Raw genomic sequence first — 21251 nt, 5'->3', positions numbered from 1 at the left:
GGAGAAGGGCGTACGGATTACCGCGCGTTGAAGTACTTCGCCTCCGGGTGGTGGATCACGATCGCGTCGGTGGACTGCTCCGGGTGCAGCTGGAACTCCTCGGAGAGCACCACGCCGATCCGCTCGGGCTTCAGCAGTTCGGCGATCTTGGCCCGGTCCTCCAGCTCGGGGCAGGCCCCGTAGCCGAGCGAGAAGCGGGCGCCCCGGTACTTGAGCGCGAACATCGCTTTCAGATCAGGCCCGGTCTTGACGTCCTGCGGGTCTTCCCCGTGGAAGCCCAGCTCGTAGCGGACCCGGGCGTGCCAGAACTCGGCGAGCGCCTCGGCCAGCTGCACCGAGAGGCCGTGCAGCTCCAGGTAGTCGCGGTAGGAGTTCCCGGCGAACAGCTCGTTGGCCGCCTCCGAGATCCGGTTGCCCATGGTGACCACCTGCAGGCCGACCACGTCCCGCTCGCCGGACTCCTCCGGGCGGAAGAAGTCCGCCAGGCAGAGCCGGCGGCCGCGGCGCTGGCGGGGGAAGGTGAAGCGGGTCCGCTCGGTGCCGTCCTCGTGGAAGACGATCAGGTCGTCGCCCTTGGAGTTGGCCGGGTAGTAGCCGTAGACCACGGCCGCCTCCAGCCAGCCCTCGGTCTGCAGCCGGTCCAGCCAGGCCCGCAGCCGCGGCCGGCCCTCGGTCTCCACCAGTTCCTCGTAGGACGGGCCGTCGCCGTTGCGGGCGGCCTTCAGGCCCCACTGGCCCTTGAACAGCGCGTCCTCGTCCAGCCAGGAGGCGTAGTCGGCGAACGGGATGCCCTTGACGATCCGGTCGCCCCAGAACGGCGGGGTGGGCAGGGTGTTGTCCAGCGCGACGTCGGAGCGGATCTGGCCGAGGTTGACCTCGGGCTCCGGCTCCTCCACCTCGACCCGGGCGTGCCGGCGCTGCTTGAGCTCCGGCAGGGTCGCGCCGGGCACGCCGCGCTTGACCGCGACCAGCGCGTCCATCAGCCGCAGGCCCTCGAAGGCGTCCCGGGCGTAGCGGACCTCGCCCTCGTAGATCTCGTGCAGGTCCTGCTCGACGTAGGCGCGGGTCAGGGCGGCGCCGCCGAGGATCACCGGGAAACTGGCGGCCAGCTTGCGCTGGTTCAACTCCTCCAGGTTCTCCTTCATGATCACGGTGGACTTCACCAGCAGGCCGGACATGCCGATCACGTCCGCGTTGTGCTCCTGCGCGGCGTCCAGGATCGCCGAGACCGGCTGCTTGATGCCCAGGTTGACCACGTTGTAGCCGTTGTTGGACAGGATGATGTCGACCAGGTTCTTGCCGATGTCGTGGACGTCGCCCTTGACGGTGGCCAGCACGATGGTGCCCTTGCCCTCGCTGTCCGACTTCTCCATGTGCGGCTCCAGGTGGGCCACCGCGGTCTTCATCACCTCGGCGGACTGGAGCACGAACGGCAGCTGCATCTGGCCGGAGCCGAAGAGGTCGCCGACCACCTTCATGCCGGACAGCAGGGTGTCGTTGATGATCTCCAGCGCCGGGCGCTCGGCCAGCGCCTCGTCCAGGTCGGCCTCCAGGCCGTTGCGTTCGCCGTCGATGATCCGGCGCTGCAGCCGCTCCTCCAGCGGGAGGGCGGCCAGCTCCTGCGCCTTGGAGGCCTTGACCGAGGCGGTGGAGACGTTCTCGAACAGCTCCAGCAGGCGCTGCAGCGGGTCGTAGCCGTCCCGGCGGCGGTCGTGGACCAGGTCCAGGGCGGCCTCGCGCTGGTCCTCCGGGATCCGGGAGATCGGCAGGATCTTGGAGGCGTGCACGATCGCCGAGTCCAGGCCGGCCTCCACGCACTCGTGCAGGAAGACCGAGTTGAGCACCACCCGGGCGGCCGGGTTGAGGCCGAAGGAGATGTTCGACAGGCCGAGGGTGGTCTGCACCTTCGGGTGGCGGCGCTTGAGTTCGCGGATCGCCTCGATGGTCTCGATGCCGTCCCGGCGGGACTCCTCCTGGCCGGTGGCCAGGGTGAAGGTGAGGCAGTCGACCAGGATCGAGCCCTCGTCGATGCCGTAGTCGGTGGTCAGCTCGGCGATCAGCCGCTCGGCGATCTCCACCTTCTTGTCCGCCGTACGGGCCTGGCCCTGCTCGTCGATGGTCAGCGCGATCAGCCCGGCGCCGTGCTCGCGGGCCAGCGAGGCGATCCTGCCGAAGCGCGAGTCGGGGGCGTTGCCGTCCTCGTAGTTGACCGAGTTGAGCACCGCGCGGCCGCCGAGCGCCTCCAGGCCGGCCTGCAGCACCGGCGGCTCGGTGGAGTCCAGCACGATCGGCAGGGTGGAGGCGGTGGCCAGCCGGCCGGCGATCTCCTTCATGTCGGCGACGCCGTCGCGGCCGACGTAGTCCACGCACAGGTCCAGCAGGTGCGAGCCGTCCCGGATCTGGTCACGGGCGATCTCCACGCAGGCCTGCCAGTCGCCGGCCAGCATCGACTCGCGGAACTTCTTCGAGCCGTTGGCGTTGGTGCGCTCGCCGATCGCCAGGTACGAGGTGTCCTGGCGCAGCGGCACCGCCTGGTAGAGCGAGGCGGCCGAGGGCTCCGGCTGGGGCTCGCGCCGGGTGATCGGGCGGCCCTGGACCTTCTCGACCACCTGGCGCAGGTGCTCCGGGGTGGTGCCGCAGCAGCCGCCGACCAGCGAGAGGCCGTACTCGCGGGTGAACACGTCGTGCGCCTCGGCCAGTTCGGCCGGGGAGAGCGGGTAGTGGGCGCCGTCCTTGCCGAGCACCGGCAGGCCCGCGTTGGGCATGCAGGACAGGCCGATCCTGGCGTTCTTGGCCAGGTAGCGCAGGTGCTCGCTCATCTCGGCCGGGCCGGTGGCGCAGTTGAGGCCGATGCAGTCGACGCCGAGCGGCTCCAGCGCGGTCAGCGCGGCGCCGATCTCGGAGCCGAGCAGCATGGTGCCGGTGGTCTCCACCGTCACCTGCACCAGCAGCGGCAAGTCCAGCCCGGCCTCGGCCAGGGCGCGCTTGGAGCCGAGGATCGCGGCCTTGGTCTGCAGCAGGTCCTGGCTGGTCTCCACCAGCAGCGCGTCGGCGCCGCCGGCGATCAGGCCGGCCGCGTTCTGCTGGAAGCCGTCGCGCAGCGTCTCGTACGGGGCGTGGCCGAGGGTCGGCAGCTTGGTGCCGGGGCCGATCGAGCCGAGCACCCAGCGGGGGCGGCCGTCGGCGGCGTGGGCGTCGGCCACCTCGCGGGCGATCCGGGCACCGGCCTCGGACAGCTCGAAGATGCGGTCGGCGATCTCGTACTCGCCCAGCGCGGCGTAGTTGGCGCCGAAGGTGTTGGTCTCGACGCAGTCCACGCCCACCGCGAAGTAGGCCTCGTGGACGGAGCGGACGATGTCCGGGCGGGTGATGTTGAGGACCTCGTTGCAGCCCTCGAGGTCCTGGAAGTCCTCCAGCGTCGGGTCCTGCGCCTGGAGCATGGTGCCCATCGCACCGTCGGCGACCACCACCCGGGTGGCGAGCGCTTCACGCAACGCGTTCGCGCGGCTCTGCTGAGTGATGGACGGATCGGCTGCAGTGGCCATGGGGCGTCTCCCTGGTGCGACGGCTGTCGGCTTTGCGAGCCCGCTTGCTCGGGCCCGCACGTCGCCAGGGTATCCGGCCCACGGCCCGGCCCGCGGGCCCATTCCGTATCCTGAACGTTCGAACGCATGGGGGAGTGAGCGCGTGGCCCGATTCGGGACCGCCGCGCGGTGCGTGGGTCGGGCCGTGACGGCCCCGTTCCGGGCGCTGCGCGAGCGTTGGAGGGGCTGGTCCTGGTGGCGCCGGGCGCTGCTGGCGCTGGGGCTGGCGGTGGCCGTCCCGGTCGCGGCACTGGGCTCGGTGTTCATCGCCATCCGACTGCACTACACGGGTGATCCCGCCGCCGAGGCCCGCACCCGGGGCCGGGACGCCGTCTGGCTCGGCCACGCCTGGGTGGACGGCCGCAAGACCGACGCGGACGTGGCGGCGCTGGCCCGGCAGCTGGCCGGCACCGGCGTGCACGACCTGTACGTGCACACCGGCCCGCTGGAGCACGACGGCTCGCTGCCGGCGTCCGTCCACCCCCGGGCCCGCTGGTTCACCGAGGCCGCCCACCGGGCGCTGCCCGGGGTGCGGCTGCAGGGCTGGCTGGGCGACGAGGTCAAGCCGGAGAAGGACGCCCTGGACCTGGACGACGCGCCCACCCGGGACCGGATCACCGCCTCCGCCCGCCAGGTGCTGGACCAGGGCTTCGACGGCGTGCACTTCGACATGGAGCCGATCCACCCGGGCACGGCCGGCTGGCTCGCCCTGCTCGACGAGGTCCGCCCGGTGACGGCGGCACGCGGCGCCACGCTCTCGGTGGCGGCGCCGCAGATCGACCCGGTCCCGGGCCTGCACACCGCCGGCATCCTGCTCACCGACCACGGCAAGTGGTGGGACCAGGCGTACTTCCAGGAGACGGCCCGCCGGGTCGACCAGATCGCGGTGATGGCCTATGACACCTCGATGCCCACCGAGCCGCTGTTCGGCGGCTACGTCGCCCAGCAGACCGAGCTGGCGCTGCGGGCCACCCCGCCGCAGGTCGACCTCCTGATCGGCCTGCCGTTCTTCTGGGACGACAAGTGGGGCCACCGGGGCGACGCGGAGACCGTCCCGGCGGCCGTCCGGGGCGTCCGGCTGGGCCTCGGCCGCCAGGACCTGCGGCGGGCCGGCTTCGGCGTCGCGCTGTACGTGGACTTCGCCGCGACGCCGGAGAACTGGGCGGCGTACCGGCGCGGCTGGGTGGACCCGGCCTAGGAAGCCATCCGGTGGGCGAGGGCACCCAGGTAGCGGTGGACGGTGGCGTCCTCGCCGATCAGGTAGTGCGAGACGGCCCGGTACAGCGGTCGGCGGACCTCGCCGCGCTCGGTGACGGTCAGCGAGCAGCCGGGCCCGGCCGGGGTGAGCTGGTAGGTCCAGGTGCCGCCGTACGGCAGGTCCGGGTCGGCGATGCCGGTCACCAGCCGGTGCGGCGCCTCGCTCGCCACCACCTCGTAGGTGGTGTGCCCGTGCCGGTCGTACTCGCGCCAGCGCGGGCGGCCGCCGGCCCCGGCGGGCAGCCGTTCGACATGGGTGAGGCCCGGGCGCCAGGCCGGGTAGAGGTCGATGTCGGTGAGCACGTCCCAGACCGCGCCGGGCGGCTGGGCGAGCTCCAGCCCACCCTCGGTGACGTGCTCGACCGGCAGCCGGCGCCCGGCCCGGTCCGCCGCCAGCAACACGGCCCCGGCCAGCAACGCGGCTCCCGCACCCGCGCCGGTCCACAGCCATCGGTTCATCGGTCGGCCCCTTCCGCCCGGCCCCCGCCCACCATCATCGCGCCGCCCCGCCCGACCGGCACTCCCGTGCGCTCCGTGGCCGGGCGGCCACCCTGCGCCGTCGCCGTGGTGGGATGACGGTACGTCAGCCGTCGCGACGTGGATATCCGCTGGATCGCGGCGGCCCGCTCCCCCAGACTGTCCCGGTGCCCGGCCGCCATGCGCATCAAAGCCCGTAGGCTGGGCAGGTAGGTCCCGTGGAGCGAGCCGTTCCACGGGAGACGAGAGGTTCGACAGGCGGAAGCCGGCCCGTCAGTGCCCCGGCAGGCCAGCCGAGGCGGTGCCGGTCCGACCGCCGACCGGAGGGAGACGCTGGGTGATCGAGCTGGAAGATGTTCCCGAGTTGATCGACCCGGTGATGGTCTGCGCCTTCGAGGGGTGGAACGACGCGGGCGACGCCGCCTCCGCGGCTCTGGCGCATCTGGACGAGACCTGGGGCGGCAAGGTGTTCGCAGCCCTGGACGCGGAGGACTACTACGACTTCCAGGTCAACCGGCCGACGATCTGGCTGGACGGCGGCATCCGCCGGATCACCTGGCCGACCACCAGGCTCTCGGTGGTCCGGGTGACCGAGCCGGTGACCAGGGACGTGGTGCTGGTGCGCGGCATCGAGCCGAGCATGCGCTGGCGCTCGTTCTGCAACGAGCTGCTCGGCTTCGCCCACGAGCTGGGCGTCGAGCTGGTGGTGATCCTTGGCGCGCTGCTCGGCGACACCCCGCACAGCCGCCCGGTGCCGGTCAGCGGGGTCACCTCGGACCCGGACCTGGCCCGCCGGCTGGACCTGGAGGAGAGCCGCTACGAGGGCCCGACCGGGATCGTCGGGGTGCTGCAGGAGGCCTGCACCCACGCCGGGGTGCCCGCCGTGACGCTGTGGGCCGCGGTGCCGCACTACGTCGCCCAGCCGCCGAACCCCAAGGCCACGCTGGCGTTGCTGAACAAGCTGGAGGACCTGCTGGACCTGCGCATCCCGCCGGGCGAGCTCGGCGAGGACGCCCGGGCCTGGCAGCTCGGCGTGGACCAGCTGGCCGCCGAGGACAGCGAGGTGGCCGAGTACGTCCAGCAGCTGGAGGAGGCCCAGGACACCGCGGAGCTGCCGGAGGCCTCCGGGGACGCCATTGCGCGCGAGTTCGAGCGCTACCTGCGGCGCCGGGAGAACGTCGGGCCGACCGGCGAGAAGCCGGTGTCCGGGCACGCGACGGCCGAGCGGCCGGCCGAGCCGGAGTCGCCGGGCACGACCCGGGAGAGCCAGGAGGGCGCCGAGGACGAGTAGTCCTCCTCGACGGTGAACGCCGAAGGGGCGTCAGGATCTCGGTCCTGACGCCCCTTCGGGCATGTTTCGGCTCTACAGCGCGACGCCGAGCAGGGCGTCCACCGTCCGGCTCACCAGGCCGGGCGCGCCGGTGTCGGTGCCGCCCTCGCTCTCCTGCTGCGCGGCCCAGCGGTCGACGGCGGCCAGCGCGGCGGGCGCGTCCAGGTCGTTCGCCAGCGCCGCGCGGACCTCGGCGAGCAGCTGCTCGGCCGCCGGGCCGTCCGGCCGGGAGACCGCGGCCCGCCAGCGGGCGAGGCGCTCGACGGCCTCGTCCAGGACGCCCTTGGTCCACTCCCAGTCCGCGCGGTAGTGGTGCGAGAGCAGCGCCAGGCGGATCGCCGCCGGGTCGACGCCCTCGCGGCGCAGGGCCGAGACGAACACCAGGTTGCCGCGGGACTTGGACATCTTCTTGCCGTCCAGGGCGACCATCCCGGCGTGCACGTACGCCTTGGCGTACGGGTGGGAGCCGGTGGCGACCTGGGCGTGCGAGGCGCCCATCTCGTGGTGCGGGAAGGACAGGTCGCTGCCGCCGCCCTGGATGTCGAAGGTCATGCCCAGGTACTGCAGCGCGATCGCCACGCACTCGATGTGCCAGCCGGGGCGGCCGTGGCCGAGCTCGGTGTCCCAGGCGGGCTCGCCGGGGCGGGCAGCCAGCCAGAGCAGGGCGTCCAGCGGGTTGCGCTTGCCGGGGCGGTCCGGGTCGCCGCCGCGCTCGGCGAAGACCGGGCGCATGGCCTCCCGGGTGAGACCGGAGACCTCGCCGAAGTGCGGGTCGGAGTCGACCGAGAAGTAGATGTCCTCGTCCACCTTGTAGGCGGCGTCGGAGGCCAGCAGCTCCTGGACGATCGGGACGATCCACGGGATGGACTCGACGGCGCCGATGTAGTGGGCCGGCGGGAGCAATCGCAGGGCGGTCATGTCCTCGCGGAACAGGGCCGTCTCGCGCTCGGCCAGGGCCACCCAGTCCTGGCCGGTCTCGACCGCGCGCTGCAGCAGCGGGTCGTCCACGTCGGTCACGTTCTGGATGTACAGGACGTCGTGGCCGGCGTCCTTCCAGACCCGCTGCACCAGGTCGAAGGCGTTGTAGGTGGCGGCGTGGCCCATGTGGGTCGCGTCGTAGGGGGTGATGCCGCAGACGTAGATCCGGGCGGTGCCGTCCTGCGGCACGACCTCGCGGACCTTGCCCGCTGCGGTGTCGAAGATGTGGAGGGGGAGCCCCTGACCAGGCAGGGCGGGAACCTCGGAGGCGGGCCAGGCATGCATGGGATCGACTTTAACCTTGAGAACATTTGAAAGCCTAACCAGTAACAAAGATCGACTGGATTCGCTTCCTGCCGTTGCCTGAGCGCTTTCCGACTGATAGTGAGCGTTCCGTTTCGGGCATAAGGCGCGCTTCACGGGCTACGCGGCCCGCAGGCGCGGGTGAGCGCCCGGTCGGCCCTGCCGCCATCCCGGTCTCCCGCCGGAAGAAGCGGCAGAAGTACGCCGGATCCGCGAAGCCCGCTTCCCCGGCGACCCGACGGGCCGTCGGATCCGTCCAGGCGAGCAGCCGTTTGGCTTCCAGGGCCTGCTGCCGGCGGATCAGGCCGCCCATCGGAGCAGTGTGCGACCCATGACGGCAACAGGTCCAGACCACCGGCCGGTAACCTCGCCGGCGCGGGCCCGGCGCCGTGCCGCCGGCCTACACCGGCGGCCAGGGGATCGCGGGCCAGTCGGCGGAGGGCAGCGGGTGCCTGCCCGAGCTGCGCAGCGCGGCCACCCGGGCGCGGGTGGCGTCCAGTTCGGCGTCGGTCAGGTGTGGGGCGAGGCGCTCTGCCAGCTCCCCGTCCAGCTGCTGGGCCAGCCGGGACAGCACCTCCAGCGCCTCGGCGGGCAGCGGATCGCCGGCCCAGCCCCAGAGCAGGGTGCGCAGCTTGCCCTCGGTGTTGAAGGTGACGCCGTGGTCGATGCCGTACACCCGGCCGTCGGCGGCGGGGATCAGGTGACCGCCCTTGCGGTCGGCGTTGTTGAGCACCGCGTCCAGCACGGCGAGCCGGCGCAGCCGCCGGTCGTCGTGGTGCACCAGCAGCGCCGGCCGGCCGTCCTCGACCTCGGCCCGGACGATCGGCAGCCAGCCCGCCTCCGGTCCGTTCGGGTCCTGCAGCGCCAGCAGCGGCTCGGCCCCAGGGTCCGGCTCGACCCACAGCTGCACCATGCCGGGCCCGTGCGGTCCGTCGCGCAGCACGGTGGGCGGGATCAGCTCCCAGCCGGTCGCCGCGGACAGCTCGTACGCGGCGACCTCGCGGCCGGCCAGGGTGCCGTCCGGAAAGTCCCAGAGCGGGCGTTCGCCGGCCACCGGCTTGTAGACGGCCTGCGCGCTCAGCGAGCCGTGCTCGACGGTGCAGTACAGCACGGCGTTGGAGGCCTCGGTGAGGCGCCCGTGCACGGTGAGCCCGCCCTGGCGCAGCAGCGCGAGGGCGGTCGGCACGTCGGCGGCGAGGGCGGCGGCGGCCGCCGGGTCGGCCTGCGGCGGGGTCTCGGTGTTCAGCGCCGGTAGCCGTTCGCGCGCGGGCACAGGTGGCCCTCCGGGTCCAGCGGCAGGTTGCAGAACGGGCAGGGCTTGCGGCCGGCCGCGACCAGGTCCAGCGCGCGCTTGGCGAACACCCGGGCCATCGCGCCGGTCAGCCGCACCCGCAGCATGTCCGGGCCGTCGTCGTCGTCCCGGAAGACCGCCTCCTCGCCTTCCTCCTCCTCGTCCTCCACCAGCGCCTGCGCCTCGACCACCAGGCAGGCGTCCACGCTGTCCCAGGCCAGGGCCATGGTGCCGACCCGGAACTCCTGCTCCAGCGGGAGGTCCAGCGGGGCGGTGTCGAGCAGGTCCTTGGGCGCGGTGGCCGGGATGGCCGCGTCGCCGCCGCTGCGCCGCAGCGCCTCGTCCAGGACCTCCTCGATCCGCTCGGCGAGGGCGGCGACCTGGTTCTTCTCCAGCAGCACGCTGGTGATCCGGCCCCGGGCGCTGGCCTGCAGGTAGAACGCCCGGGCGCCGGGCTGGCCGACGGTGCCGGCCACGAACCGTTCGGGCTGGTCGTAGAAGAAGACCTGACGGGGCACGCTCTAGCTCCGGATCGTGTCGGTCGGTGCGGATCCGCCATGCGGGATCGCGGGGTGTCCAACGGGGCTCGGTCGTTCGGCGGGCGGGTGCCCGAACTGCGCGGCACTCACCAGTCACCCTACGACCTCCGGGGCCCGGCCGGGGAGCCGAGCCGAAGGCCGCCGGGCGGGGTGGCGCCCGCGGGTGCGGCGGTGCCGCGCGCCGCTCAGGCCGTTCCGCCGACCACCGCGTCACCGGCCGGGGTGGCCGGGGCGGCGGCGGGCCTGGGCGCCAGCGAGGAGAGGTCGCCGGTGTCGCCCATCCTGAGCACGAAGGGCCGCTGCGGGGTGTAGCGGATCGCGGTGACCGAGCAGGGCTCGACGCTGATCCGCTGGAAGTGGTCCAGGTGCAGGCCGAGCGCGTCGGCCACCACCGCCTTGATCACGTCCCCGTGCGAGCAGGCGACCCAGACCGCGTCCTCGCCGTGCTCGGCGGCGATCTTCGCGTTCCACTCGCGGACCGCGCTGACCGTGCGGTGGCTCAGCTCGCGCAGCGACTCGCCGCCCGGGAAGGCCGCGGCGGCGGCGTGGTCCTGCACCGTGCGCCAGAGCGGCTCCTTGGCCAGCTCGGCCAGCGGACGGCCGGTCCACTCGCCGTACCGGCACTCCCCCAGCCGCTCGTCCTCGGCCGGCGGGTTCAGCTCGGGGCGGGCGGCGAGCAGCGGCTCCAGGGTCTGCCGACAGCGCTCCAGCGGGCTGCTGACGGCCTGCACCAGCGGGATCCCGGCCAGCCGGCCGGCCAGCGCGGCGGCCTGGGCGCGCCCGGTGTCGTCCAGGTCGACGCCGGGGGTCCAACCGGCCAGGATCCCGGCGGTGTTCGCGGTCGAGCGGCCGTGACGGACGAGCAGCAGGGTGGGCATGGGGCTTAGCCTACGGCCTCCGGGCGCGGCCGTGGGGGGCGGTTCCCGGTCGGGCTGCCGTTCCGGCTCGGGCTGTTGCTCCCGCGGTGCTGCTGGCCTCCCGCTGTGCTGCTCGCCGCCCGTCCCGTCGTTACGCGAGCCCGGCCTGCTCCAGCGCCTCGACGCCCGTGCGCAGCGCCTGGATCCGCTCGTCCAGGGTGAACCCGGACGGGGCCAGGGTGAGGGTGGTGACGCCCGCGTCGGCGTAGGCCTGCATCCGGTCGGCGATCCGGGCGGTGTCGCCGATCAGCGAGGTGGCGTCGATCAGGTCGTGCGGGACGGCGGCCGCGGCGCCGGCGTAGTCCTTGGCCAGGTACTTCTCCTGGATCTCGTCGGCGGCCTGCTCGTAGCCCATCCGCCGGGTGAGCTGGTTGTAGAAGTTCTTCTCCTTGCTGCCCATGCCGCCGATGTAGAGCGCGGCGTAGGAGCGCTGGGAGTCGACGCCGGCCTTGATGTCCTCGCCGACGGCGATGGTGACGGTCGGGCAGAGGTCGAAGCCGTCCAGGGACTTGCCGGCCTTGGCGCGCCCGGCCTTCAGCGGGTCGAGGGAGAGCGCGGCGTGCTCGGGGGCGAAGAAGATGCCGAGCCAGCCGTCGGCTATCTCGCCGGTCTGCTCCAGGTTCTTCGGGCCGATCGCGGCGACGTACAGCGGGATGTGCTCGCGCACCGGGTGCACGGTCAGCTTGATCGGCTTGCCCGGGCCGCCGGGCAGCGGCAGGGTCCAGTGCGCGCCCTCGTGCACCAGGCGCTCGCGGGACATCGCCTTGCGGATGATCTCCACGTACTCGCGGGTGCGGGCGAGCGGCTTGTCGAACTTCACGCCGTACCAGCCCTCCGACACCTGCGGGCCGGAGACGCCGAGGCCGAGCCGGAAGCGGCCGCCGGAGAGGGTGTCCAGGGTCGCGGCGGTCATCGCGGTCATCGCCGGGGTGCGGGCCGGGATCTGGAAGATGGCCGATCCGACGTCGATCCGCTCGGTCTTCGCGGCGACGAAGCTCAGCACGGTCGCGGCGTCCGAACCGTACGCCTCGGCCGCCCAGCAGACCGAGTAGCCGAGCCGGTCCGCCTCCTGGGCCACCGTGATGTTGTCGGCATCCATGCCGAGTCCCCAGTAGCCGAGGTTGATGCCGAGTCGCATGTGCCGAACCTTCCAGTCGGGTGGGCTTGGTGGTCGAGCGTAATGGTGTCCGTGCGGGTCAGGCTACTGACGGGTAGCGGTGGTCTGGGTCACAGCGGCCCGCCCCGAGCCGAAGGGCCCGCCGGTGCCGAAAGGGAGAAGCGAGGGAGCGACGGTGGGGGTACCCCCGGCCGAAGGCTGGGGGAGAGCGAGGGAGCGCCGACCGTCGGCACCGGGTCAGGAGGGCTCGGAGGCGAGCGGGCGCGACTAAATGATCGTTCTGCGGGTCTGCACCCCTGCCCGGGGTACCGGCCGCTACGCTCAGCCGACGTGGGGAGCGCTCTCCCCACCTGCGCGTTTACAGGGCTACCGGGGCCACCGGTGCCACCCGGCCAGTGGAGGGCCCGTCGATGGAAAAGCGTCACCTCGGCCGTACCGGCCTGCAGGTCTCCCGCCTCGGTCTCGGCACCATGACCTGGGGCCGCGACACCGACGAGCACGAAGCCGCCGAGCAGCTCAAGGAGTTCGTCGACGCCGGCGGCAACCTGGTCGACACCGCCGACGTGTACGCCGACGGCGGCGCCGAGTACCTGATCTCCCGCCTCACCGACAGCCTGGTCCCGCGCTCCGAACTCGTCATCGCCACCAAGGCGGGCAGCGTCCCCGAGTCCGCCCGCCGCTTCGACTGCTCGCGCGGCCACCTGCTCGCCGCCCTGGACGCCTCGCTGCGCCGACTCGGCACCGACTACGTCGACCTGTGGCAGGTGCACGCGTTCGACCCGATGACCCCGGTCGAGGAGACCCTCAGCGCCCTCGACATCGCCGTCGCCTCCGGCCGCGCCCGCTACGCCGCGGTCTGCGACTTCAGCGGCTGGCAGCTCGCCAAGGCCGCCACCTGGCAGCGCGCCCACCACGGCCGGATGCCGCTGGCCGGGGCCCAGTTGGAGTACTCGCTGCTGCAGCGCGGCATCGAGCGCGAGGCGCTGCCCGCCGCGCTGGACGCCGGCGTCGGGATCCTGGCGGGCTCGCCGCTCGGGCGCGGGGTGCTCACCGGCAAGTACCGGCACGGCGTTCCGCAGGACTCGCGCGGCGCCTCGGCCTACCTCGCCGGGTTCGTCCAGCCGTACCTCGGGGAGCGCTCCCGGCGGATCGTGGACGCCGTCGCCACTGCCGCCGACGGGCTGGCCAGCAGCCCGCTCGCGGTCGCGCTGGCGTGGGTGCGGGACCGGCCCGGAGTGGCGAGTGCGCTGGTCGGGGCGCGCACGGTGGCACAGCTGCAGGCGGCACTGTCGGTGGAGGCGCTTACGCTTCCGGATGAGATCCGTGGCGCGCTGGACGACATCTCGTCGCCGGTGCACCGCTACCCGGACCAGGGGTGGACCGAGCTGTAGCCCCTGGGCCGGGTCGTCGAGCAGAACGGGCAGTGCAGAACGTGCAGTGGAGTGACCTTTGGAGCGGACGACGATGAGTGACACGGGGAACGGCGCTCCGGAGGGGACCGCGCTCTCGCCTGCCGAGAAGGCGGCGAAGATCGCCGAGCTCGCGGCGCGGGTCCGCCGGATCGAGCAGCAGGAAGCGAAGCCGGGGGCTCACCGGCTCGGGCCTTCCGCTCCGAAGGTGGCGGAGCCCGAGGACACCGGGCCGGAGACTTCCGGGGCCGAGGACGTCCAGGTGTCGGCCGCTCCGTCGGCACCCGCCATGCCCGCAGCACCCGCCGCGCCCGTCCCGGCCGCTCCCGCTGCCCCGGCGGTGCGGTCCCACGAGCCGAGCGCCGACGTGCTCCAGGAGACGGTCGCGGTGCTGACCGCCGGCGGCGCCCCCGTCGAGCTGGCGGCCGCCGCGGTGGCCGCGTTCGGCGACGGCGCCGCCGAACGGCTGCGCCAGGACCCCTGGGCGGTCCTCGGCCTGCCGGGCGTACGCCCCGAGCACGCGGACCACTTCGCCCGCGGGCTGCTCGGCGACGAGGCCGCCCCGGACGACCCTCGCCGGGCCCGGGCGCTGGTGGTCTGGCAGCTGGAGCAGGCGGCACTGCGCGGGCACTCGGCCCAGGAGCTGGCCGAGGTGGCCGCCGGGCTCGAACGGCTCCGGATGCCCGATCCGGCCGCCGCGATCGAGGAGGTCCTCGCGGACGGGCGGGTGCTGCTCTTCCAGGAGGAGCTGAGCGGGGCCGAGGCGCACGCGGCGGGCGGTGAGGAGGACGAGACGCCGACGCACGCGCTGCTCGCGCTGGAGGGGCTCGCGATGGCGGAGGTCAGCCTCGCCGAGAAGCTGCTCCAGTTGATGGCCACCTTCGTGCCGGGCGAGGACGTCAAGGTCGAGGACACCGAGGAGCCGACGTCGGAGTCGGACGAGTCCACCGAGACCACGCCCGTCTCCCCGGGCCCCGCCGCCTGGGCGGCCGCCGCCGAGGCCGCGCCCTCCTCCTCCGCTACCGCCCTGATCCGGGCCGTCGCCGAGAGCGCCCTGGTGCTGCACACCGGCGGCGAGGCGGCCCGGGCCGAGCCGGCCGCGCTGTTGGCCGCCGCCGGGGGGCTCGGACTGCGGGCCTGGGCCGCCACCTGGACCGACCAGGGCAAGGAGTCCTTCGACTCCCTCAGCGAGGCCGAGACCCCGGTGGTCACCCTCGCCGAGCTGCTGTCCGGCGCGGCCGGCCCCGGTCGCGCCCACGACGGCTCGCTCGCCCTGGACCTCCTGGTCGTGCTGGACGCGCCGCTGCTGGACGTCGAACTCGCCGCCACCGTGCTGGAGTCGCTCGCGGACGGCACCCGGCTGGTGCTCAGCGGGGACCCGGGCCAGCTCTGGTCGGCCGGCCCGGGCCGGTTCTTCGCCGACCTGCTGGCCGCCAAGGTCTGCCCGACGGTCGCCTCCCGCACCCCGGACTTCGGCCCGATCGGCGAGCTGGTCTCGGGGGTCGGCATCGGCGAGCTCCAGCCGGTCGAGGCGCCGGACAAGGAGGTGGTCATCCTGACCGCCAGGGACGGCGGCGAGGCCGTCCACCGCGCCATCCAGCTGCTCACCGACTCCATCCCGCGCGCGCTCGGCATCCGCGCCGAGCAAGTGGTGCTGCTCACCCCGGGCCACGGCGGCCCGGCCGGCACCCGTGCGCTGAACGCCGCCGCCAAGGCCCGGCTGAACCCCGGCCCCGGCCGGTTCGGCGGTTTCGACCCGGGCGACCGGGTGGTGGAGTCCCCCGCGCCCGGGATCACCCGCCCGGCCCGGGTGCTGGACGGCGACGCCGCCGGCCTGCACCTGGAGTACGCCGACGGCTCGCGCCGGACCGTCCCGCCCGCCGAGGCGAGCCGGCTGCGGCACGGCTGGGCGCTGACCGTCCACCAGGCGCTGGGCCGCCGTTGGCCCGCCGCGGTGGTCGTGGTGCCGGAGGACGCCGGTCCGGCGCTCTCCCGGCAGTGGGTCTACACCGCGTTCGGGCGCGCCGAGCGGCACCTGTCCGTGGTCCACGCGGCCGGCCCGGCGCTCGTCCAGGCCGTCGCCGAGCGCCCGGCGCAGCCGCGCACCACCCGGCTGCGGGCGATCCTCGCGGAGAACGCGGCCTCCGCGTCCTAGTTCCTGCCCGCTGACGCACGGAGGGCGGGCCCGGTGCTCCCGGGCCCGCCCTCCGTGCGTACGGGCTACGTCAGTCGTCGGGGTCCTCGTCGTCGTAGACCTCGCTCACGTCGAACCGGCAGATCAGCAGCTGCGGGTCGGCGTGCTCGAAGGGCTCCGGCAGCCACTCCCCCGGCTCGGTCGGCTCGGTGGCCGCGACCCAGAGCGTCGAGTCCGCCTCCTCGAGGCCGAACTCCTCGCTGCGGGCGGCGATCTCGTCCGGCTCGTACTCGCCGAACAGCACGCCGATCGCCGCGTTCACGCCGCCGGCACCGCCCGGGGTCAGCGACTCGTCGAGCCGCTCGGCCTGCGCGCGCAGCCGCTCGGGGTCCACCACGTGGTAGTCGCGGCGGATCAGCACGCTGATCGCCTCGGGCTGTTCCGGGCCGTGGTAGCCGCCCGGTCCCTCGTCGCCGGGGATCTCGAACGGGGTGACCTCGTCGTAGGCCTCGTACAGGAGTTGGTCGTAGGCGATGGCCGCCGTCGCGAGCTGCTCGTAGGCGGCGGACACGGCGGGATCATCGGCTGCGTTGGGGCTTGACACCGCTTCGAGATGACGGTCGATGGCGGCCTTGACCGCCTCAGCGGCGGCGCGTACCTCGGCAATGGTGGGCTGCGCGGCATCAGACATGGTGCAGACGCTATCTCCCCGCGGTGCCGGTACGCACAGCGGTTGTCGTCTACACCCGCGATTTCACCGCAACTTCCCCCCTGATGTCCGATTCGGGGGCTTCTGTCCACCGGTAGAACCGGCGCGGGACGGGCGCGGAGGGCGTGCGGCCGGTCCGGCGGGGCCGTCCGGGTGCCGCTTCGCGCGCCGGTGTCGGGGTATCCACTCCACAACAGCAACAGAACTGATGCACTGTCAGACGGGCGCCCGGACCACGGGCCGTCGAACCGCCGCAGCGGGACGGGAGGACGGCCGGAAATACCCGGGCCGACTGTCCGGGGCAGGCCGTAGGCTTGCGTGCAGGTGATCCTCAGGAGGAGCGTTTTGACCCCACCGAAGCCGGTCCGGCAACCGGAGTACGAGTACCAGTCGCTGCGCATGCCGCGCGGGACGACGCGCAACGCGGCACGCCAACTGCTCACCGAGCACGCCGAGTACGGGCACTGGGAGCTCGACCGGCTGAGGCTGTTCCCCGACGGCAGCCGGACGGTCCGGCTGAAGCGGCGGATCATCCGGCAGGTCCGGAGCTGGTGACGGGCGAGGTCCGGTCGCCCTGAGGAAGTGCGCGCCGAGCTTTCACGCACCCGCGGCCGCCCGTTCATCGGGCGGCCACGGGTGCGTCGTTTCGTCTGTCGTTCCGCTGTTGTTCCGCCGGCGGATGCGCCGTTCCGCCGACGGGTGCCGCTGAGCGGTCGGGGCTCAGCGGACCGGGACTCAGCCGGCGGGAGGGATCAGCGGGCGCCGGCGCGGGCGCGGCGGTAGAGCACGCCGCCGCCGATCAGCAGCGCGAGCCCGGCGGCTCCGAGCACCTCGACGCCGCCGGCGCCGGTGTGGGCCAACTGCCCCTCCGCGGCGACGCTCTGCGCGGCGGGGGAGGCCGGGGCGCTCGGAGCCGCCGGGACGGCCTGGGTGCCGCCGTTGCTCGTGGCCGGGGCGCTCGGGGTGGCACTGGTGGACGGGCCGCCGTTGCGTCCGCCGCCCGGGGGGGTGTCACCGCCCGTCGACGGCGGGGTCGACGGCGGGGTGGAGGGGGTGTGGCCCTCGGTGCAGTCGTCGGTCGGCTTCGGAGCGGGCTGGGCCACGTTGCCGCAACCGTTGCCGAAGGCCGGATTGCCGACGCCGACCACGTTCACGGAGTTGCCGCAGGCGTTCACCGGGACGTGCACCGGAGCCTGGACGCTGTTGCCGGAGGCCACACCGGGCGAGCCGGCGGTGGTGCCGCCGGCGGAGGCGCCCGAGGCGGAGGAACCGCGGTCGGCGCCGATGCCGGAGCTGTCGCCGCCGGACTGACCGGTCTGGCCGGGCTGCGGGGCGGCGTGACGGCCGTCGATGTTGGCGCAGCGGTTGCCGTACGCCGGGTTCAGCACGCCGATCACGTCGACGGTGTTGCCACAGGCGTTGATCGGCACCTCGACCGGGACCTGCACCGAGTTCCCCGAGGCGACGCCCGGCGAGCCCGCGGCACCTCCCTGCGCCTCGGCGGCCGCGTAGGCGTAGCCTGCGGTCGAGGCCAGCACGCTGCCGGTGGCGACGGCGGTGAGGATCCCCTTCTTGGCTACATTCCTCATGTTTTCCCCTGACGTTTCGAGACGGCATGGCGACCTTGACATGAACCTTATGAAAGTCGGAATTTTCGTATGTCCGGAAATCACGCAAGGTCTTCAACTGCACAGGAGTTAACGAGAGGCCAACGGGGAGGTTGAGCCGAACGAAGCGACTTCACCCGATCGAGCGATCGGGACGTCCGGGCCTTGCCGAGCACCGCGCCGGAGCGCGCAAAGGCCCCCGGTGCGGCGCGTCCGCCGCCCGGGGGCCGTACTGAATCGGGCTCAACGGGCCTCAGCGGCCCGGAGGTTGACTCAGAAGTTGGCGCAGTGGTCGCCGAACGCCGGGTTCAGCAGGCCGATCACGCTGACGGTGTTGCCGCACACGTTGACCGGCACGTGGACCGGGATCTGGACCTGGTTGCCCGAGACGACGCCCGGGGAGCCCGCGGTCACACCATCGGCGGCGGCACCGCCGTGAGCGGACGCGACACCGGCGGCGGCGAGCACCAGGCCACCGGTGGCGGCGGCGACAGCGGCGATCTTCTTGACCTTCATCATTCCTCCTGTACGGACAACGCAACCCGTTCGGCGGGCTGCACAGGAATGAACGACGCTGCGGCAAACGGGGTACGGAACAGATTTGCCATTCACCCGCAACGGTGATGCTTCGCACGGGCAATCGACGCGGAATTACGGGAAGAATCGTTTCTGTTGATCTCCTCCGCCCGTCTCACAATCATGCGCTCCGACAATGCGGTCGGCCCGCCCCCGGCAGTCCGGGAACGGGCCGACCCAGTCGCCTGATCAGCAGGCGCGGAGGAGTCCGGGATCGCTCAGCAGGCGTCGATGAAGCGGTCCAGCACCCGGACGCCGAACTTCAGCCCGTCCACCGGCACCCGCTCGTCCACGCCGTGGAACATCCCGGCGAAGTCCAGCTCCGGCGGCAGCTGCAGCGGCGCGAAGCCGAAGCAGCGGATCCCGAGGTCCTGGAAGGACTTGGCGTCCGTCCCGCCCGACAGGCAGTACGGCACCGCGCGCGCGATCGGGTCCTCCGCGCGCAGCGCGGTCTGCATCGCCTCGACCAGCGAGCCGTCGAAGCTGGTCTCGATCGCCCGGTCCGAGTGCAGGCTCTCGCGCTTCACGCGCGGCCCGAGCACGCTGTCCAGCTCGGCCAGGAACTCCTCCTCGTAGCCGGGCAGGAAGCGCCCGTCCACGTGCGCGGTGGCCTGACCGGGGATCACGTTCACCTTGTAGCCGGCGCCGAGCATGGTCGGCTGGGCGGTGTTGCGGAAGGTGGTGCCGATCATCTTGGCGATGCCGCCCAGCACGCGGACCACCTCGTCCATGTCCTCCGGGTCCAGCCGGTACCCGAGCACGTCCGACAGCTCGTCCAGGAAGGCCCGGACGCTGTCGGTGATCCGCAGCGGGAACTTGTGCCGGCCGAGCCGGGCGACCGCCTCGCACAGCTCGGTGATCGCGTTGTCGTCGTTCGCCATCGAACCGTGCCCGGCCCGGCCCTCGACCGTCAGGCGCATCCAGTGCATGCCCTTCTCAGCCGTCTCCACCAGGTAGAACCGCGCCTGGTCGTTGACCGTGAAGGAGAAGCCGCCGACCTCGCCGATGCCCTCGGTCACGCCCTCGAACAGCTCCGGGTGCTTGTCCACCAGGAACCGGGCGCCGTACGTGCCGCCCGCCTCCTCGTCCGCGAGGAAGGCCAGCACCAGGTCGCGCGGGGGCTTGCGGCCGGTGCGCAGCCGGTCGCGGACGACCGCGAGGGTCATCGCGTCCATGTCCTTCATGTCGACCGCGCCGCGCCCCCAGACGCAGCCGTCGGCGATCTCGCCGCCGAAGGGGTCGTACGTCCAGTCCGCGGCGTTGGCCGGCACCACGTCGGTGTGGCCGTGGATCAGCAGGCCCGGGCGGGACCGGTCCTCGCCCTCGATCCGGACCACGGTCGAGGCCCGCCCCTTGGCCGACTCGAAGATCTGCGGCTCCAGGCCGAACTCGGCGAGCTGCTCGGCCACGTACTCCGCCGCCTTGCGCTCGCCCGGGCCGGAACCGTCACCGTAGTTGCTGGTGTCGATCCGGATCAGATCGCGACAGATCTCCGCGACCTCCGACTCAGCCGTCACCTTCGGCGCCGCCGACCCGCTCCGCTCGCTCACGGTCACTCCTCGTCTTTGGCCCGCACCGACGCACCAGCGCGCCACCCCCAGGACCTGCACCCGGGCCGTACGAGCACGTCCGCCCATCCTCCCCCAGCCCCCGGTCCCGATCCACCCCCCCGGCCCCACCCCGAAACCCCCTGGTCACACCCCCGCCACAGGGCACCCCCCGCCTCCGCCACCGGCCCGGCCACCCGGTCCGGAGCCGTTTTGGGAGCCCAAGCCGATCTTTGCTACAGTTACATCTGTCAGCGCGACGGACGAGAGATCGGAAGCCGCGAGGACGACACCCCGTCCGGGTGGCGGAATGGCAGACGCGCTAGCTTGAGGTGCTAGTGCCCTTTATCGGGCGTGGGGGTTCAAGTCCCCCCTCGGACACCGGCTAAGGCCCCAGTTCATCTGGGGCCTTTCGCTTTTCCCGGGCAGGGCGAAGCATCTCGGTCACCACCGCATCGCCAAGGCATCTGCCCGTCAGAGCGGCTGTCGGCTCGGGGTGTTCGGTGTTCGCCGCCGACGGCGAGCGCCGCCGGGGCGCCGGGCCCACCGGCCGTCAGATCCGGCGGGTGTCGCCGATGGCGGTCTCGATGCCCTGGACCATCCGCCACAGCGGGGCCCGGCGGCTGGCGACCAGGACGACCACGTCGTCGGTCGCGTCGGCGCCCTCGGGGGTGGTGTCGGTGGGGCGGTCGCTCCAGGTGGAGGTGACGAAGGCCATCGCCGCGTCGACCTCGGCCACCCAGTCGCTCTCGCCGCCCGAGCGCAGCCAGGTGCGCAGGGCGTGGTTGTGGGCGGCGACCACGGCGGCGGCGATCACGTCGGCGCGCAGCGGGCCGTCCGGGCGGTCGGCGAAGCGGCCGCGCAGGTAGGCGGCGAGGGTGTGCTCGTAGCGCCAGACCACCGACAGCTCGTACGCCCGCAGGCCGGGGACCTTGCGGGTGAGGCGGTAGCGCTGGACGGAGAAGGAGGGCTGCTCGGCGTACATCCGCAGGACCAGGCGGGCCGCGTCGCTGGCGTGCTTGACCGGGTCCTCCTCGCCGGTGCCGGAGTCCAGGAACTCCGTCATCTCGGCGAGGCCGCGCTCGTGGTCGGGGAAGACCACGTCCTCCTTGGCCGGGAAGTAGCGGAAGAAGGAGCGTCGGCCGACGCCGGCGAGCGAGACGATGTCGTCGATCGTCGTCTGCTCGAAGCCGCGCTCCAGGAAGAGCTCGAAGGCCGCGGCCACCAGCGCCTCGCGCATCGCCGGCTTCGAGGGCCCGTCGTTCATGGGCAGGTCCTGCTCTTCCTTGTCGCTCATTCTCCGGAACTTAGCATCGGCGCGATGCGTCGGCCCCGACGGCCGGTGGGCTGGCCCGTCCGGCCGTCGGGGCACGTCCGAGCGCCGTTACGGCAGGTTGCGGGCCATCACGATCCGCTGGACCTGGTTGGTGCCCTCGTAGATCTGGGTGATCTTCGCGTCCCGCATCATCCGCTCCA

General features: G+C 73.1%; 19 protein-coding genes and 1 tRNA gene. 6 read left to right on the top strand and 14 right to left on the bottom strand.

The genetic code is table 11. The features are described from left to right. Nucleotides 1-17: 17 nt before the first annotated feature. Nucleotides 18-3545, bottom strand: a complete 3528-nt coding sequence (gene metH / locus ACWCYO_RS09125) for a methionine synthase (RefSeq protein ID WP_449783844.1) — start codon at nt 3543-3545, stop codon at nt 18-20. A gap of 184 nt (nt 3546-3729) precedes the next feature. On the opposite strand from metH, the gene ACWCYO_RS09120 reads away from it, so the two are divergent. Then, nucleotides 3730-4782: a hypothetical protein gene (locus tag ACWCYO_RS09120; protein WP_449783843.1), complete on the top strand. Its 1053-nt coding sequence runs from the start codon at nt 3730-3732 to the stop codon at nt 4780-4782. On the opposite strand, the gene ACWCYO_RS09115 is transcribed toward ACWCYO_RS09120, so the two are convergent. Continuing rightward, entirely contained in the window at nt 4779-5300 is a 522-nt protein-coding gene (locus ACWCYO_RS09115; protein WP_270148185.1) for an SRPBCC family protein, read from the bottom strand. The two genes, ACWCYO_RS09120 and ACWCYO_RS09115, sit on opposite strands and share 4 nt — an antisense overlap. A gap of 355 nt (nt 5301-5655) precedes the next feature. On the opposite strand from ACWCYO_RS09115, the gene ACWCYO_RS09110 reads away from it, so the two are divergent. Then, the gene (locus ACWCYO_RS09110; RefSeq protein WP_270148184.1) at nt 5656-6609 is read left to right on the top strand and encodes a PAC2 family protein; all 954 of its coding nucleotides are present in this window, start codon (nt 5656-5658) and stop codon (nt 6607-6609) included. A 72-nt stretch (nt 6610-6681) separates the two neighbouring features. Here ACWCYO_RS09110 and mshC read toward each other — a convergent pair whose 3' ends face one another. The 6 genes from mshC to ACWCYO_RS09080 all read right to left on the bottom strand — a co-directional run bounded on the left by mshC (nt 6682) and on the right by ACWCYO_RS09080 (nt 11814). Then, entirely contained in the window at nt 6682-7911 is a 1230-nt protein-coding gene (gene mshC, locus ACWCYO_RS09105; protein ID WP_449783842.1) for a cysteine--1-D-myo-inosityl 2-amino-2-deoxy-alpha-D-glucopyranoside ligase, read from the bottom strand. Between the two features lie 34 nt (nt 7912-7945). Next, on the bottom strand, nt 7946-8242 hold the full coding sequence (locus tag ACWCYO_RS09100; protein ID WP_449783841.1) for a helix-turn-helix domain-containing protein: 297 nt from the start codon (nt 8240-8242) through the stop codon (nt 7946-7948). An 87-nt stretch (nt 8243-8329) separates the two neighbouring features. After that, on the bottom strand, nt 8330-9202 hold the full coding sequence (locus ACWCYO_RS09095) for an SCO1664 family protein (RefSeq protein ID WP_405000740.1): 873 nt from the start codon (nt 9200-9202) through the stop codon (nt 8330-8332). Continuing rightward, on the bottom strand, nt 9172-9738 hold the full coding sequence (locus ACWCYO_RS09090) for a DUF3090 domain-containing protein (RefSeq protein WP_449783840.1): 567 nt from the start codon (nt 9736-9738) through the stop codon (nt 9172-9174). Before ACWCYO_RS09090 ends, ACWCYO_RS09095 begins: the two co-directional genes overlap by 31 nt. A gap of 206 nt (nt 9739-9944) precedes the next feature. Beyond that, complete coding sequence (locus ACWCYO_RS09085) at nt 9945-10637, bottom strand: histidine phosphatase family protein (RefSeq protein ID WP_270148180.1); 693 nt, start codon at nt 10635-10637, stop codon at nt 9945-9947. A gap of 130 nt (nt 10638-10767) precedes the next feature. After that, on the bottom strand, nt 10768-11814 hold the full coding sequence (locus ACWCYO_RS09080) for an LLM class F420-dependent oxidoreductase (protein WP_270148179.1): 1047 nt from the start codon (nt 11812-11814) through the stop codon (nt 10768-10770). A 389-nt stretch (nt 11815-12203) separates the two neighbouring features. On the opposite strand from ACWCYO_RS09080, the gene ACWCYO_RS09075 reads away from it, so the two are divergent. Together ACWCYO_RS09075 and ACWCYO_RS09070 are read left to right on the top strand one after the other, a co-directional pair. Further along, the gene (locus ACWCYO_RS09075; RefSeq protein WP_270148178.1) at nt 12204-13184 is read left to right on the top strand and encodes an aldo/keto reductase; all 981 of its coding nucleotides are present in this window, start codon (nt 12204-12206) and stop codon (nt 13182-13184) included. A 73-nt stretch (nt 13185-13257) separates the two neighbouring features. After that, on the top strand, nt 13258-15357 hold the full coding sequence (locus ACWCYO_RS09070) for a helix-hairpin-helix domain-containing protein (protein WP_449783839.1): 2100 nt from the start codon (nt 13258-13260) through the stop codon (nt 15355-15357). A 70-nt stretch (nt 15358-15427) separates the two neighbouring features. Here the strand turns inward: ACWCYO_RS09070 and ACWCYO_RS09065 are convergent, their stop codons facing one another. Continuing rightward, on the bottom strand, nt 15428-16027 hold the full coding sequence (locus ACWCYO_RS09065) for a hypothetical protein (protein WP_270148176.1): 600 nt from the start codon (nt 16025-16027) through the stop codon (nt 15428-15430). Between the two features lie 363 nt (nt 16028-16390). Between ACWCYO_RS09065 and ACWCYO_RS09060 the strand changes: the two genes are divergently transcribed. Next, nucleotides 16391-16600: a DUF5703 family protein gene (locus ACWCYO_RS09060; RefSeq protein ID WP_033350848.1), complete on the top strand. Its 210-nt coding sequence runs from the start codon at nt 16391-16393 to the stop codon at nt 16598-16600. A gap of 197 nt (nt 16601-16797) precedes the next feature. On the opposite strand, the gene ACWCYO_RS09055 is transcribed toward ACWCYO_RS09060, so the two are convergent. The 3 genes from ACWCYO_RS09055 to ACWCYO_RS09045 form a co-directional block, all read right to left on the bottom strand. Continuing rightward, nucleotides 16798-17634, bottom strand: a complete 837-nt coding sequence (locus tag ACWCYO_RS09055; protein ID WP_449783838.1) for a chaplin family protein — start codon at nt 17632-17634, stop codon at nt 16798-16800. Between the two features lie 291 nt (nt 17635-17925). Then, nucleotides 17926-18168: a chaplin gene (locus ACWCYO_RS09050; RefSeq protein ID WP_405000739.1), complete on the bottom strand. Its 243-nt coding sequence runs from the start codon at nt 18166-18168 to the stop codon at nt 17926-17928. 278 nt (nt 18169-18446) lie between these two features. Continuing rightward, complete coding sequence (locus tag ACWCYO_RS09045; protein ID WP_449783837.1) at nt 18447-19778, bottom strand: M20/M25/M40 family metallo-hydrolase; 1332 nt, start codon at nt 19776-19778, stop codon at nt 18447-18449. Nucleotides 19779-20071: 293 nt separating this feature from the next. On the opposite strand from ACWCYO_RS09045, the gene ACWCYO_RS09040 reads away from it, so the two are divergent. Beyond that, nucleotides 20072-20156 (top strand) — tRNA-Leu (locus ACWCYO_RS09040). A 172-nt stretch (nt 20157-20328) separates the two neighbouring features. On the opposite strand, the gene ACWCYO_RS09035 is transcribed toward ACWCYO_RS09040, so the two are convergent. Together ACWCYO_RS09035 and ACWCYO_RS09030 are read right to left on the bottom strand one after the other, a co-directional pair. After that, nucleotides 20329-21015, bottom strand: coding sequence for a TetR family transcriptional regulator (locus tag ACWCYO_RS09035; protein ID WP_270151334.1), 687 nt, complete (start codon nt 21013-21015; stop codon nt 20329-20331). Nucleotides 21016-21159: 144 nt separating this feature from the next. Then, nucleotides 21160-21251 (bottom strand): acyl-CoA dehydrogenase family protein (locus ACWCYO_RS09030; RefSeq protein ID WP_144385854.1); only part of this gene is annotated, 92 nt, incomplete at its 5' end.

It is taken from the genome of Kitasatospora sp. NPDC001683 (assembly GCF_053596495.1).
This window is presented reverse-complemented; position numbering and strand designations above follow the sequence as displayed.